This is a genomic window from Marinobacter sp. MIT930201 (assembly GCF_047122665.1).
GTDB classification, from domain to species: domain Bacteria; phylum Pseudomonadota; class Gammaproteobacteria; order Pseudomonadales; family Oleiphilaceae; genus Marinobacter; species Marinobacter salarius.
Genome location: NZ_CP138916.1, coordinates 1784519 through 1797389, shown reverse-complemented (window position 1 = coordinate 1797389; position 12871 = coordinate 1784519). Strand labels below are relative to the sequence as shown.

At 61.2% G+C, this 12871-nt stretch carries 10 protein-coding genes; 2 read left to right on the top strand and 8 right to left on the bottom strand.

Annotated elements, in window-relative coordinates; genetic code table 11:
- Positions 1-26 precede the first annotated feature (26 nt).
- A complete protein-coding gene (locus tag SIC19_RS08385; protein ID WP_075195423.1) occupies positions 27-485 on the top strand; it encodes an META domain-containing protein in 459 nt (152 codons plus the stop codon).
- A gap of 11 nt (positions 486-496) precedes the next feature.
- Here SIC19_RS08385 and SIC19_RS08380 read toward each other — a convergent pair whose 3' ends face one another.
- The 4 genes from SIC19_RS08380 to SIC19_RS08365 all read right to left on the bottom strand — a co-directional run bounded on the left by SIC19_RS08380 (position 497) and on the right by SIC19_RS08365 (position 6084).
- A complete protein-coding gene (locus tag SIC19_RS08380) occupies positions 497-1027 on the bottom strand; it encodes an alpha/beta fold hydrolase (RefSeq protein ID WP_127402310.1) in 531 nt (176 codons plus the stop codon).
- Between the two features lie 19 nt (positions 1028-1046).
- Positions 1047-2051, bottom strand: coding sequence for an LLM class flavin-dependent oxidoreductase (locus SIC19_RS08375; protein ID WP_286810071.1), 1005 nt, complete (start codon positions 2049-2051; stop codon positions 1047-1049).
- 78 nt (positions 2052-2129) lie between these two features.
- Positions 2130-3965: an NAD nucleotidase gene (gene nadN / locus SIC19_RS08370; RefSeq protein WP_127402308.1), complete on the bottom strand. Its 1836-nt coding sequence runs from the start codon at positions 3963-3965 to the stop codon at positions 2130-2132.
- A gap of 127 nt (positions 3966-4092) precedes the next feature.
- Positions 4093-6084 carry an ExeM/NucH family extracellular endonuclease gene (locus tag SIC19_RS08365; RefSeq protein ID WP_127402307.1) on the bottom strand — a complete coding sequence of 664 codons (1992 nt, stop codon included), beginning with the start codon at positions 6082-6084 and terminating at the stop codon, positions 4093-4095.
- Between the two features lie 189 nt (positions 6085-6273).
- On the opposite strand from SIC19_RS08365, the gene SIC19_RS08360 reads away from it, so the two are divergent.
- On the top strand, positions 6274-7470 hold the full coding sequence (locus SIC19_RS08360) for an MFS transporter (protein WP_127402306.1): 1197 nt from the start codon (positions 6274-6276) through the stop codon (positions 7468-7470).
- On the opposite strand, the gene SIC19_RS08355 is transcribed toward SIC19_RS08360, so the two are convergent.
- Genes SIC19_RS08355 through SIC19_RS08340 form a run of 4 tightly spaced genes read right to left on the bottom strand, consistent with a single transcriptional unit; the run spans position 7467 to position 12864 of the window.
- Entirely contained in the window at positions 7467-9719 is a 2253-nt protein-coding gene (locus SIC19_RS08355; protein WP_127402305.1) for an ATP-dependent DNA helicase, read from the bottom strand. The two genes, SIC19_RS08360 and SIC19_RS08355, sit on opposite strands and share 4 nt — an antisense overlap.
- Positions 9716-11416, bottom strand: a complete 1701-nt coding sequence (locus SIC19_RS08350) for a VRR-NUC domain-containing protein (protein ID WP_041333623.1) — start codon at positions 11414-11416, stop codon at positions 9716-9718. Before SIC19_RS08350 ends, SIC19_RS08355 begins: the two co-directional genes overlap by 4 nt.
- A 9-nt stretch (positions 11417-11425) precedes the next feature.
- Entirely contained in the window at positions 11426-12046 is a 621-nt protein-coding gene (locus tag SIC19_RS08345; protein ID WP_041333624.1) for a metallophosphatase domain-containing protein, read from the bottom strand.
- Positions 12043-12864, bottom strand: coding sequence for a crotonase/enoyl-CoA hydratase family protein (locus SIC19_RS08340; RefSeq protein WP_127402304.1), 822 nt, complete (start codon positions 12862-12864; stop codon positions 12043-12045). The genes SIC19_RS08345 and SIC19_RS08340 overlap by 4 nt, the downstream gene beginning before the upstream one ends.
- Between the last annotated feature and the right edge of the window lie 7 nt (positions 12865-12871).

Here is a 12871-nt window from a genome sequence, read left to right as displayed (position 1 = left end):
TGTTAACCCTTATAGGGAGAAAGCACATGAGAGGAGTCGTGTCGGTACCCGGGCATGTGGCAATTCTGTTTGCTCTGCTTTTCCTGGCCGGTTGCGTCGGGTCACCTGCTACCAGCCGTTCAGCCGATGACATCGTGGCGATGCCGTTGACCAACACCTATTGGCAGCTGTTGAGCATCGGGGGTGAACCGGTGTCAGAAACCAACGCCGACCAGAAACCCCACATTCTGTTTCTGGACGACGGCCGGGTAAGTGGCTTCAGTGGCTGCAATCAATACATGGGTAACTATCAGGTCACGGGTGAGAACCTGCTGTTTGATTCCATGAGCAGCACTCGCAGGGCCTGCCCGGATAATCAGACGGAACAGTTGCTGTTCGCGGCCCTGGCGAAGACCGTTGGTGTCAATCTCGAAGGCATCGAGCTTCGGTTGTTGGGTGAAGCCGGCGAAGAGTTGGCAGTGTTCGAAGCCTCACGGATGAAATAAGGCGCCGGTCGTCAGGCGTCAGACAGACAGTCGGTCATGAAGCCCCTGAATTCGATCACCAGCCGCGCCAGGCTGTTTTCCAGGCGGTGTCCGTCCGGAAGTGCCAGCAACGGCAACTTCTGCTCCCGTGCCAGCTCAATCACCGGCATCGGCAGCACCACATCGTCGTCCCAGCCGTGAATGATCTGGGTGTGCCGGGCCTGAATCCGGGGGCTGGATTGCGGATAGGCCGACATCGCCAAAGCCGGCGCCAGAAGGAAGCACCCCAGTACCGGTGTTTCTGCACTGGTGCGAGCACACACCCAGCCTCCCATGCTGGACCCGGCCAGGATGGTTCTTTCCGGGGCGGCACCCGCCTCGGTGATGGCTTCTCTCATCTGTGTGAGGCGTTCGGCGGGATCTTTCGTGCTGCGATGATCCACGGCAATCGCGGTTACACCGGGAAAGGTTTCCGCTTCGGCTTTCAGCGCCTGTACTTTGGTGCCTCCAGGGCCACTTTCCAGGCCGTGGGACAGGAAAACATGAAATTCGGGCGTGGCCATGGTTGTCTCCGGTAAGAGGTCAGTGTCGGGTGGCGGCCAGGATATCCAGCGCGTGCCGCCGTTTCTCGGGGTCGTACAGATCCACGGTAAACATCAGTTCGTCCACGTCCACAGTCTGCAATAACCGATCTAGCTGCTCCCGGAGAGTGTCCTCACTGCCCAGCAACTGCAGCGACAGGAAGTCCTTCACGCCTGCCTGCTCACCGCTGTTCCATAAACCTTCCATGGACTTGACCGGGGGGCGCATCCACAGTGGTTGTCCTCGGAACAGGGAAAGAATGCGCTGGTAACTGGTGGTAGCCAGGAACTGGGCCTCCTCGTCGGTGTCCGCTGGCACGGCCGGAACGGCCAGAATCACATAGGGTTTGTCCAGTTGATCCGAAGGCTGGAAGTTGTCCCGGTAAGTCTGGATCGCCTCGCGGTAAAGCCGGGGCGCGAAGTGGCCGGCAAAGGCGTAGGGTAGCCCCCGCATCGCGGCAAGCTGAGCGCTGTAAAGGCTGGAACCCAGCAGCCAGATGGGCACATTGGTGCCGGCGCCGGGAATGGCCTTGACCGGCTGCCCCGGCTGGAGTGGCCCCAGCAAAGACTGCAGACGCGCGACATCCTCGGGGAACTGTTCTGCCCCGAGGCCGTCCCGGCGCAGCGCCCGGCTGGTTATGGGGTCGGTGCCCGGAGCTCGGCCCAGGCCAAGGTCAATTCGGCCGGGATAGAGGCTTTCCAGGGTGCCGAACTGCTCGGCGATTACCAGCGGCGGATGGTTGGGCAGCATGATACCCCCGGACCCTACCCGGAGAGTGCCGGTAGCACCGGCAATGTGCCCGACCAGTACGGCCGTTGCGGAACTGCTGATGCCTTCCATGTTGTGATGCTCGGCCAGCCAGAAGCGGTTAAAGCCCAGGCTTTCCGCATGGCGGGCGTAGGCCACGCTGTTGGCCAGGGTCTGCCCCACGGAATCGCCTTCGCGAACGGAGGCCAGCTCAAGAAGGGAATAGACAGGGAATTGGGCGCTGGAATTCTGCGACATTGAATGCTCCGGGTTTGAACTATCCGGCAGCATAACAAAAACCGGCCCGCTATGAAGCGGGCCAGGGGATGGTTGCCGTTACGGTGCTGGTGGCGTGTAGGACTGGGTCGAGTAGTCATCCATCGCGGGTTTGCTGATGGTGCCCTGCTCGCTGACGTAGTCCACGAAGGACTGGGCGTAGTCGAGGAAGGTGTCCTCCGAGCGGCCGTCGTCGGTGACGGTGCCGAAGGTCACATAACCGTCCCGTCCGCCACCGGTGAAACTGTTGGTGACCACGTTCAGGGTTTCACCATCGGTGAGGGCGCGCCATTGGGTCTCGTCGCGGCCTTTCACTTCGATGTTGTACAGTTGGTCACCCTCGGCGCGGTTCATGTCCACGTTCCAGCGTAAGCCGGCGGCGTAAGGGTAGGCACCGGTGGAGCCATCGGGCGCATGGGCAAAGGCGACAGCTTCGTTCAGCACCTGGCGGATTTCGGCGCCTGTCATGGTCAGATCGACCAGGGTATTGGCAAACGGCAACAGCGTGTAGCTGTCGCCAATGGTGATGTCACCGGCCTCAATGTCGGTGCGCACTCCGCCGGCGTTCTGGATCGACACATCGGCATTCTTGCTCTGGAACAGGAAAGCCTGGGCCACCACATTGGGGATGTCACCTCCGCGCGCTCCTGTCGTGCCTGCGCAGCTGGGCAGGCTGCTGGTGCCCTGGCCGGGAATGCGCTCCAGGCAGAGGTCTTCGGTTGCGGTACCCACCACCTCATTGCGGAAGGTGTCCAGTTGCTGGGTGTAATTGGCCAGGGCGTTTGCCACGGTGGCGTCTTCGGTGACGATGCTCAACTGCGGAGCAGATTCGACGGCGTCCATGATCGCCTGCAATTCCGCACCTTCGGGTGTGTATTCGTTACCACCGCCGTCTTCACGGACAATGTCGTCGCCCAATAGCAGGTGAGGCACACCGACACAGGATTCCACCACGCCGTCTGCGTTCCATTGAACATTGAGTTCACCCACCACCTGGGAATACTGCCAGGCCTGCGCGACACAAACCTTGTCACCGTCGGCGTTGGTCAACTCGGTGGGATAGGCTCCGGAGGACGTCAGGCCGAAGTCGTCGAAGTCACCCAGCAGGGAGTGGGAATCGCCGCCAATGATCACGTCCACACCGGACAGGGCTCCGGCCAGTACCAGATCATTTTCGTACTGGTAGTGAGTTAGCAGGATGATCTTGTTGACGCCATCGGCCTCCAATTCGTTAATGGCTTCCTGGGCGCTCTCGGTTTCGTCCAGGAATTGTGTGGTGTCCAGCGGGCTGGAGCTGTTCCGGGTCTTGTTGGCGATGTCGATGCCGACAATACCCACTTTCTGGCCGGCGACCTCCTTCACCACATAGGGTTTGATGTAATCGTCAACAGCGGTCGGGGCCAGGGGAGTGCCAACCTGGGGCACTACGTTGGCTGCCAGAACCGGCGTCTGGCAACTGCCGCTGGCGAGGAAATCCAGGAACTTCTTCAGGCCTTCATCGCCACGGTCGAACTCGTGGTTGCCCAGCGCAAAGGCGTCGAAACACACCAGGTTCATCAGCTCGGCATCGGCTTCACCTTCGTAGGAGGTGAAGTACAAAGTGCCGGTGATGGCATCGCCGGCGTGCAGTTTCAGCACATTATCCAGGGCCATCTCACGCTCGGCGATCTTGGCGGCAACTCGGGGGAAGCCCCCGGCGGAGAACTCGGTTTCCTGCCCGGCGATGGTCAGGGACTGCGAGCCGCTTTCAAGGTGTGAGTGGTGATCGTTGATGTGGAGAACGTTCAGGCTCAGCGGGCTGGCGGTGTTATCGTTGCTGCTGTTGTCGTCATCGTCGCTGTCACAACCGACCAGTGCGACGAGAGGGAGTACTACCCAGGCTGACTTACGGATCATTTCCTTGCTCCTGTGTTTGATTTATCCCCCGCATGTTCCGCTTCCCGGATGTCAGTGATGTGATGCTTTTGTTGCCGAAATAAGAAACGCCCGCTCGGAGGCGGGCGTTAACGGGTACAGCTCGTTGTCAGCGCGTGCGAGCTGCTTCCAGAATGGCCTTCAAATCCTGAAAGTTAACCTGCCCATCCATGTTGACGTCATAGTGCTCAACGGAGGCCTTGCCGAACAAGCGTGCCAGGATGAACCGGGCAACGTCGCGGCCGTTGATGCGGCCATCGCCGTTAAGGTCGGCTCGGTCGAACAACGAAGCGGAGTCCATGTTCAGGGCGATAATCACCGGGTCATGATCGGAGGCGCGATAACTGTCTGGGGCGTAGAAGCTGGCCTGCTGTTCCGGCGACTTGAAGTCGGTGTTGTAGTCGAGGGCTCGGGGCTCATCCGCGTTAATGTGCCACACCGCGGTGTCGGCCACTTTCGGCGCCAGTGAGGTGTTGGCAAGGCTGTGGTCGAGGTAACCGGCCTGGCCGAAGAACACGTAGGAATATGCGCTTTCCCCATCCGCCTGAGCGACCAGATCGGTATAGCCGTTGTTGGCGAGTGCGCGGATCGGGTCTTCTTTGGCGTAGGCATTCAGGTCACCGATGATCAGTACGTCTTCCTCGCCAGTACCGGTGGGGTCTGAGGCCAGCCAGCTTACCAGTGCGTTTGAGGCCTGGGTGCGAGCCGGGTTCCAGCACCCCTGTCCGTCACCCTGATCAGCGTTGGCACCGTCGGCGCTGCCACAGCCCTTGGACTTGAAGTGGTTAACGGCAATGACCACCGCATCGTTGCTGTCGGTAGCGCGGAAAGTCTGGGCCAGCGGCTGGCGGTTCAGATCGTCAAACGGCGCGGTGGCGAGTGTTGCTGCGTCACCAACGGTTTCCACCCGGTCGGCGTTGTAGAGGAAGCCCACCGCGATGGCGTCTCCGCCCAGCTTTGGCAGGCCCGGGTCAACGTAGGACCAGTTGCCGCCGAGGCTGTCTGCCAGTTGCGCAATCGCGCTGTTGTCGCCGTAGCCGTCGTTTTCAATTTCCATCACGCCCACGATGTCGGCGTTCAGCGCGTTGATGGCACTAACCAGCTTGGCTGTCTGACGGCTCAGCTCTTCAGCATCATCGGCGCCGCGTGCGGTGGGGAAGCCACCGCCCATGCCGTCACCATTGAAATAGTTCAGTACGTTGAAGGAGGCGACCACGAGGTTGCCGCTGGCTTCCAGTTCGGGGCTGGATGTGCGCGGGTTGCTCTGTGCGAAGCTGGGAGCTGACAGCGGCTGCAGGCGCCACTCGGAAAACCGATAGTCGAGCACCCCGATCAGGTCGTTCACGGTGTCACCGGCGCGAACGGTGGCGGTTGCACTCAGTTCTGGTGATGGATAGGGCACCATTGCCGGGTTCTGGCGATTGCTGCCGTCATCCAGGATCAGCCGGTCCAGGGCATTGAGCTCTTCGACAGTCGCGGCGTCTTCCCCAGGCTCTGCGACGCTGGTTGGAATGAAGTGCCGGCCACTTCCCAGGGTCAGGCTGCCAAAACGGCCCAGGTCGTAGTTGTCGTTGACGGTTAGCGGCTCGTTGAAGCGGACGCGCATGGACTCAAAGGCTTCCGGGGCATTGGCGGAGGCCCAGGGCAGTGTGATGTTGATGGGGGCTGGAAGTGGCGCCGTGCCACAGTCGGCAAGGTTCGTCACATTGGTGAGTTCGGTCAGGTTGCCGAATTCGGTGACCTCGCCGGCGATCCTCAGACGCTGGCCGACCGTGACGCTCTCGCCCGGCGCATAGACAAACAGACCTTCTGACGTGCTGGGGTTGCTATCGCGCTGGTCCGCCGCGGCTTCAATGTAAAAACCACCCAGACCGTCATCGCCGTTGAACGCGGCGGTTACGATGGCCTCCACAACCAGATTTTCATCGTCAAGCGGGCTGACGTCACCGGCGCCCTGAATGTCGGAGATCAGGCTTGCGGGATTACCACAGGCCATATCCGGCAAGCCGGGGTTGCCTGGTTCCGCACTGGCCACCGGCCCGGCATAGGTGGCGATGGCACTGGCAATGGCGGTAGCAAATGCACACTGTTTTATCGTCATGGTTCTTTCCCTGATTGGTCATTGAAGTTGTCGGGGGCGATCGGCGCCGCCTGTTCCAGTCTGGGAAAGGACTGTGACGAGGGGATGTTGGTTTTATGAATCAGTCATTAATGATATCGATATCCATTTGCATTTGAGGCACAATTATCCGCTTTCGAAAAGGCTTCTTCGCATCATCAAGGAACATATGTGACGACATCCACGCTTGCCAAACGCCAGCTACCCACGGGCATCTGGATCCTCGGCTTTGTCAGCCTGCTGATGGATATTTCATCGGAGATTATTCACAGTCTGTTGCCGATCTATCTGGTTTCCGTTCTCGGCGCCAGTGCTCTGATGGTGGGGCTGATCGAAGGCGCGGCGGAAGCGACAGCGCCTATCATCAAGGTGTTCTCGGGCGCGCTGAGTGACTACCTCGGTAAGCGCAAGGGGTTGGCTGTTATAGGGTATGGTCTGGGCGCACTGACCAAGCCAGTATTTGCCCTCGCACCAGGGCTGGGATGGATTCTGGCGGCCCGGCTTACTGATCGTGTGGGAAAGGGGATCAGGGGTGCGCCTCGAGACGCCTTGGTGGCCGATCTCGCACCCCCTGAAATACGAGGGGCGGCCTATGGCCTGCGTCAATCCCTGGACACTGTGGGGGCGTTTCTCGGCCCCCTGCTGGCGATCGGCCTGATGCTGCTTTGGCAAAACGACTATCAGGCGGTGTTCTGGGTGGCAGTGATACCCGCCGCGTTGGCAGTGTTGTTGTTGGTGGTTGGTATTCGCGAACCGGAAAAGCCCATCACCGAAAGGCGTACCAATCCCATAAGCCGTGCGAGCCTGAAGCAGCTGAGCCGTGCCTACTGGGCGGTGGTGGCAATTGGTGCCGTGTTTACCCTGGCGCGGTTCAGCGAGGCCTTCCTGCTGTTGCGGGCGGAAGACGGTGGCCTGGACGTTGCCTGGCTGCCCGTCGTTCTGGTGGTCATGAACATTGCCTATTCTTTGTCGGCTTACCCGTTTGGCAAACTTTCTGACCGCATGGACCATCGCCAGCTACTGATCATGGGGCTGGTGGTATTGTTCGTAGCGGACCTGGTGTTGGCACTGGGTAACCACTGGCTTTGGACGCTTGTCGGCTCTGTTATCTGGGGTCTGCACATGGGGATGACACAGGGGCTGCTCGCGACGATGGTTGCTCACACTGCACCGAAAGCGCTGCGAGGCACAGCGTTTGGCTTTTTCAATCTGGTTGGCGGTGTTGCCCTGTTTCTGGCCAGTGCGGTTGCGGGACTGCTATGGACCTGGGCTGGCCCCGCGCTTACGTTTTACGCTGGCGCCGCCTTTTGCCTGCTGACCATTGGCTTGATGATGTGCCAGGGGAAGCCTGCCGTGGAACCGACCTAGGCCCACCAGGCTGGCAGCAGGTTGCGGATCTGCGGTTGCAGGAAGCGGTCATCGATCAGCCAGATCACGCCGGTGTCCTCCGGCGTTCGGATAACCCGGCCGGCGGCCTGGGCGACTTTCTGCAGGCCGGGAATCAGGTAGGTATAGGCGTGGCCGGCACCGAAGCGTTGCTCGAGCCGCTGGCGCAGGATTTCATGCCAATTGTCGAAGGGCGGCAGGCCGAGCGTTGCCACGAAAGCGCCGATGAGGCGGTCGCCGGGCAGGTCGATGCCCTCACTGAACACGCCCCCGAGTACGGCCAGGGCGACGCCGGTATTGTCCTCATGGAAGGCCTTGAGAAACGCCGTGCGCTCCTCTGCGGACATGCCGGGGCGCTGGGCTCGAAGCGGCAGGTCGGGCGCCTGTTGCAGAAGAGTCTCTTGTACCCGGTTGAGATAGGAAAAGCTGCTGAAAAACGCCAGGTAGTTGCCGGGCCGCTGCTGGTATTGCCGGTGGATCAGTTCCGCGATGGGCGTCAGCGAGCGTTCCCGGTCCGGCCGCCGGGTGCTGATGTCCGGGGTGAAATTCACCTCAAGCTGGTCGCGGGTAAAGGGGCCCGGCAGGGAGCGGAAGCAGGTGTCCTCCGGCATGCCCAGCAGGTCCCGGTAATAGACACCAGGCGACAGGGTCGCGGAAAACATCAGCGTGCTGTCGGCGGCTTCGAAGCGCGGGGCCAGGAAGTCCGCCGGGATCAGGTTCTGGATGGTGAGTCTGGCCTTTCCCCTCGCCGGCCTGATCAGCTCGCACAGGGAATGATCGCCAAACACCTCCGCCAGTTTGGTGAAGGCCAGGCTTTCGAACAACAGTTCCTGCAGGACAAGGTCCGGCGGATGGTCCGCCAGGTAGTCGGTAATGGCGGAGACCAGTCGATTCAGAGCGCCGGTCAGTGAACCCGGAAGATTGTCCAGTATCACCGGCTCACGGCTGATGTCGGGGCAATGGTCGCGGATCACCGATTGCCACGCCCGAGACACGCCATCGAGTTTTGATTTCAAAGCCTTGGGCGACTGTTTCCGAACCCGCAGCAGATGTGCCTGGCTCAGCTCCACGGAGTACATGCCGCGGGCGCGGTCCACCAGGTTGTGAGCCTCGTCGACCAGCAGGCTGGCTTTCCAGTCGTTCTGCCGAACCAGGGCATGGAGCAGGGCGGACTGGTCGAACATCCGGTTTACATCGGCCACCACCACATCGCACCAGCGGGCCATTTCCTGCGCCAGAAAATAGGGGCAGATACCGTGCTGGCGGGCAATGTCCGCCAGTACCATCTGGGTCAGGGCGCCGCTGTGATTGGCGGCGTCCTTACGGGCCGCCGGCAACCGGTCGAAGAAGCCCTTCGCCAGCGGGCAGGCGTCCCCATGGCACGCCTTGTCCGGGTGCTCGCAGGCATGATCCTTGGCCACCAGTTCCAGGGTTCGCAGGGGCAACGGGCCGGGTTGCTTTTCCCGCAACAGGTGAACGGCATCGACGGCCAGTTGCCGGGCGGTATTGCGGCTGGTCAGGTAGAACAGGCGGTCCTGTCTGGCCGTGGGCATCGCCATCAGGGCCGGGAAAAGGGTGCCAAGCGTCTTGCCTAGGCCGGTGGGTGCTTCCAGCAACAATGTCTGTTGACGGACGCTGTTCCTGTAGACGGTTTCCGCCAGGGCGCGCTGCTGAGGTCGGAAGTCCGGGAAGGGAAAGGCCAGGTTTTTTAGCGCCAGATCCCTTTCATGCCGGTGATTGGCTTCCTGTTCAGCCCAATCGCTGTAGTGTTCACAGAGCTGTTCCAGCTCCTGCCACAGTTCCTCTGCGAGGGCGGTTTCGGTGATGGGGGTTTCCTTGTCCTTGCCGACATCGTAGTAGATCAGGGCGAGATCGATCTGGCTCAACTTTTCCTGTCGGCACAGTAGTGCTCCATAGGCCCGCAATTGTGCACGGTGTAGATTGCGCTGGGCTTCCCGTACCCGGGACAGGTCACCGCGGTGGGTCTTGATTTCCTCCAGGCGGCCGGCGATCGGGTCATAACCGTCGGCCCGCCCGCTGACCATCAGTTTGCCGCATTGGCCGGCCAGCGCCACTTCGCTTTGATACCTCGGCCCGCGACGGGCCTGCACCGCACCGTGGCCGGCAATGCCTTCTTCCGACGTGGGCGCCGGGGTGTAGCGCAGGTCCAGATCGCCCTTGCGGGCGGCGAATTCACACAGCGTTCGTACCGCGACGTTGAGGTCGGTCATCGGTCGGTCCAGCGCACATAGCAGACGGAGACGGGAATGCCGTGGTCAACGCAGAACTCAAGCCATCGGGTCTGATGATCCTGCAGGCGGTCGCCAGGGCCTTTGACCTCGATCATTTCATAGCGCCGGTTTGGGTCGTTGTGGTCGGGCCGAAAGCGGATCAGGTCAGGAAAGCCGCTGCGGTGTTCGCGCAGGTTGCCCAGCAGGCGCCGGAACATCCGCTCCAGGTGTTGGGCCGGGATGCACGTCAGCGCCATTTCAAGCAATTCCTCCGAGAGTATTGGCCAGATCACAAACGGCGACGCGATGCCCTGTTTTTCCTGCCAGGTATCGCGGATTCGGGTTTTGTAATTGTCAGAGGCCAGCGTGCCGAGGCAGTCGTCAAACAGTGCCTGACGACGTTCTACAAAATCCTCCCGGTACAGGTCCACCGGCCCGGTGTGAAAGGGATGGAAGAATGCGCCGGGCAATGGTTCGAACAGGGCGGGCCAGCAGAGCAGGCCAAACAGGCCATTGATGAGGGTGTTTTCCACATAGGCAACGGGGGTGTCGGGTTCGCTCAGGTGTTGCATGGCCGCCCACTCCACCGATTGGCCGTCCGGATTGTCCAGTTCCAGGGTGAACGCCGTCAGTTGCGGGCGTTCGCTTTGCTGGGGTAGCGCCTCTCCCAGTTTCTTCGCCAACCGCGTCAGGATGCGTTCGAGTCCGCGTTCCTCGGCGCCAAACCTGGGTTCGTCGGTGGCGGCCTGGGCAATCTTCCAGGCCTCGTGGTGTTGCTTCAGCCGTTCCAGAAGGCGTAGCTGGCGCAGCCGTGATTCGCGGTGCCCACTGAGGCGATAGGCCTTCAACGCCAGCTCGGTGTTACCGCCGCGCTCCGCCAGCTTGCCCAGTTCGAACAGCAAGCGGCCGCGCCGGCTTTCCAACCAGGCATTCTCATCGGCCGTGGGGATGTCCTGCCATACCGTTTCTGGCGCCTCGCCCTGATCCAGGCGTTCCCGGCAGTGGTGCATCACCAGATAACGATCCACGTCGTCACGTTCGTCAAAAGCCCGGGACTCGGCAGAAAGCGGTACCTGTTCATACTGCTGGTGGCCCAGCTCCACCAGTACGAAATCGGACCAGCTCTGGCGCAGGTTGCCGAAAAACATCAGCCGCAGTCGGTCAAACAGGGCCATGTGGTTCAGGCGGATTACCTGTGTGGAGACGTCTGGTAGCCAGAGGTCCACAGGAGCGATGTCGGGATGCAGTGGAATCAGGGTGTCTTTCAGAAGACCCTTGGCGGCCGTCGCTGGCAGGCCGGCCGCTGAGATCTGGTTAGCGAGGGCAGTGCGAAGCTCGCCGAGCGTGAACAGGCGAAACAGCTCGGCAAGGGGAACGCTCGGATTGTCCTCAATCCAGCCTTTGGTGGCGAGCGCGCTCACGGCGTCATTCACCGGTACACCGATCTCCGGGTAGTTGAACTTCTCCACCCGGAACAGGTCGCCGGTGCGCATGACCATACGAGCCAGCAGTGCCCTTGCCGGCTGATCCAAGCTCAGCAGGCCATCTACCTTTCCGATTTCATCGGCGGTCAGCAGATCGCTGTGAAAACGCCGGACCCAGCGCACCACTGTCTCGAAGTTCTCAAGATAGTACAGCGGATTGTCCAGGTCCGCGGTGCCGGGAATGTGAGTCTGCTGGTCTGATGCGAGGGGCATGGCTGGGCGTCAGATATCCACGACAATCGGTGGGTTCAGCGGCTTGAACTGGCCGGTGCAGGTGCTGGCGTTGACATGCAGGCAGTCATTCAGCATTTGCTGGCCATAGCTTTCGTGGATATGCCCGAAGATGTGGAGTTTGAGCGTAAGCCGTTCCAGCTCCCTGGCCAGATCGCTACAGCCTACCGCCAGTGACTCGTTCACCTTATCGAGGATGCCTGCTGGCGGACCATGGGTGATAAGAACGTCAGTGTCTGACGGTATCTGTGCCCAGCGCTCCGCAATGGGCGCTCCACGCTCGAGGTTGAATGCCCAGTCGAAAAAGATCGGTGTCCAGGGGCTGCCCCAGAATTTCAGTCCTTCGATGTCGATACTTCTGTCCCGAAGGTAAACGGCGTTCCTGATCAGTGCTTCGGCGTCCGCAGGCTCATCCTGCAGGCACCAGTCGTGGTTGCCGGCAATCAGGATCTTGTGGCGGTGGGGCTGTTCGGAAAACCAGTTGTCCAGGTCCTCGAGTTCCTCAAGGGTGCCCACTCCCAGGCAGTCGCCGGCGTGGATCAGCACGTCGCCATCGGGCACCACCACCTGGCGGTGCATGCTGTGGGTGTCGGATATGCAGACCAGTCTCATGATGGCTCGCCGGGTTCGTCGGGACTATAGAAAACACCATCGCGGAAAACACCATGGCGTCCGGCACCAGCGGAAAACCGGCCGGCGCCCTCGATGGCTTCCTCGAACACCACAGGATAGCCGCCAGCGCCTTCCGCCGCCAAGGCTTCGGACAGTTCCAGGTCCCACTGGTGAATGGCGGAGTGTCGGTCGGCGCGCAGGCACTTCTGCGGGAACGCTGCAATGTCGGCGGCAAGAGCTTCTGCTGCGTATCGCGCCTGTCCATCAGGCACCACCCGATTTGCAAGCCCCATCGCCTTGGCTTCTTCCGCATTGACCGGTCGACCGGTCAGAATCATATCCATGGCGTTGCCGTGGCCAACAATGCGTGGCAGGCGCACGGTGCCTCCATCGATCAGCGGTACCCCCCAGCGGCGGCAGAACACGCCGAAGGTGGCGGATTCCTCTACGACTCGCAGGTCACACATCAGTGCCAGCTCCAGTCCCCCGGCCACGGCGTAGCCGGATACGGCAGCGATCACCGGCTTCGACAATGACATGCGGGAAGGGCCCATTGGACCGTGGGCTGTTCCGGTTGGCTCGATCTCGTTGCGGCGCTCCGGATCGCCGACGGCTTCCAGATCGGCGCCGGCGCAAAAATTGCCACCCTCGCCCCAGAGCACAGCCACCTTGAGGGTGTCATCAGCCTCAAAGTCGGTGAACGCCTGGCGCAGGGCGTTGGCAGTTTCGCGGTCGACGGCGTTTCGTTTCTCCGGGCGGGCGAGAACAATGGTCAGCACATGACCGCTGGCTTGAGAGTATACGGGTGGGGGTGTCACATGGCCT

Excerpts from the sequence above, each read along its gene's own strand:
- SIC19_RS08385 (WP_075195423.1), top strand. The coding sequence starts at position 27 with ATGAGAGGAGTCGTGTCGGTACCCGGGCATGTGGCAATTCTGTTTGCT.
- SIC19_RS08380 (WP_127402310.1), bottom strand. The coding sequence starts at position 1,027 with ATGGCCACGCCCGAATTTCATGTTTTCCTGTCCCACGGCCTGGAAAGT.
- SIC19_RS08355 (WP_127402305.1), bottom strand. The coding sequence starts at position 9,719 with ATGACCGACCTCAACGTCGCGGTACGAACGCTGTGTGAATTCGCCGCC.
- SIC19_RS08350 (WP_041333623.1), bottom strand. The coding sequence starts at position 11,416 with ATGCCCCTCGCATCAGACCAGCAGACTCACATTCCCGGCACCGCGGAC.
- SIC19_RS08365 (WP_127402307.1), bottom strand. The coding sequence starts at position 6,084 with ATGACGATAAAACAGTGTGCATTTGCTACCGCCATTGCCAGTGCCATC.
- nadN (WP_127402308.1), bottom strand. The coding sequence starts at position 3,965 with ATGATCCGTAAGTCAGCCTGGGTAGTACTCCCTCTCGTCGCACTGGTC.
- SIC19_RS08375 (WP_286810071.1), bottom strand. The coding sequence starts at position 2,051 with ATGTCGCAGAATTCCAGCGCCCAATTCCCTGTCTATTCCCTTCTTGAG.
- SIC19_RS08345 (WP_041333624.1), bottom strand. The coding sequence starts at position 12,046 with ATGAGACTGGTCTGCATATCCGACACCCACAGCATGCACCGCCAGGTG.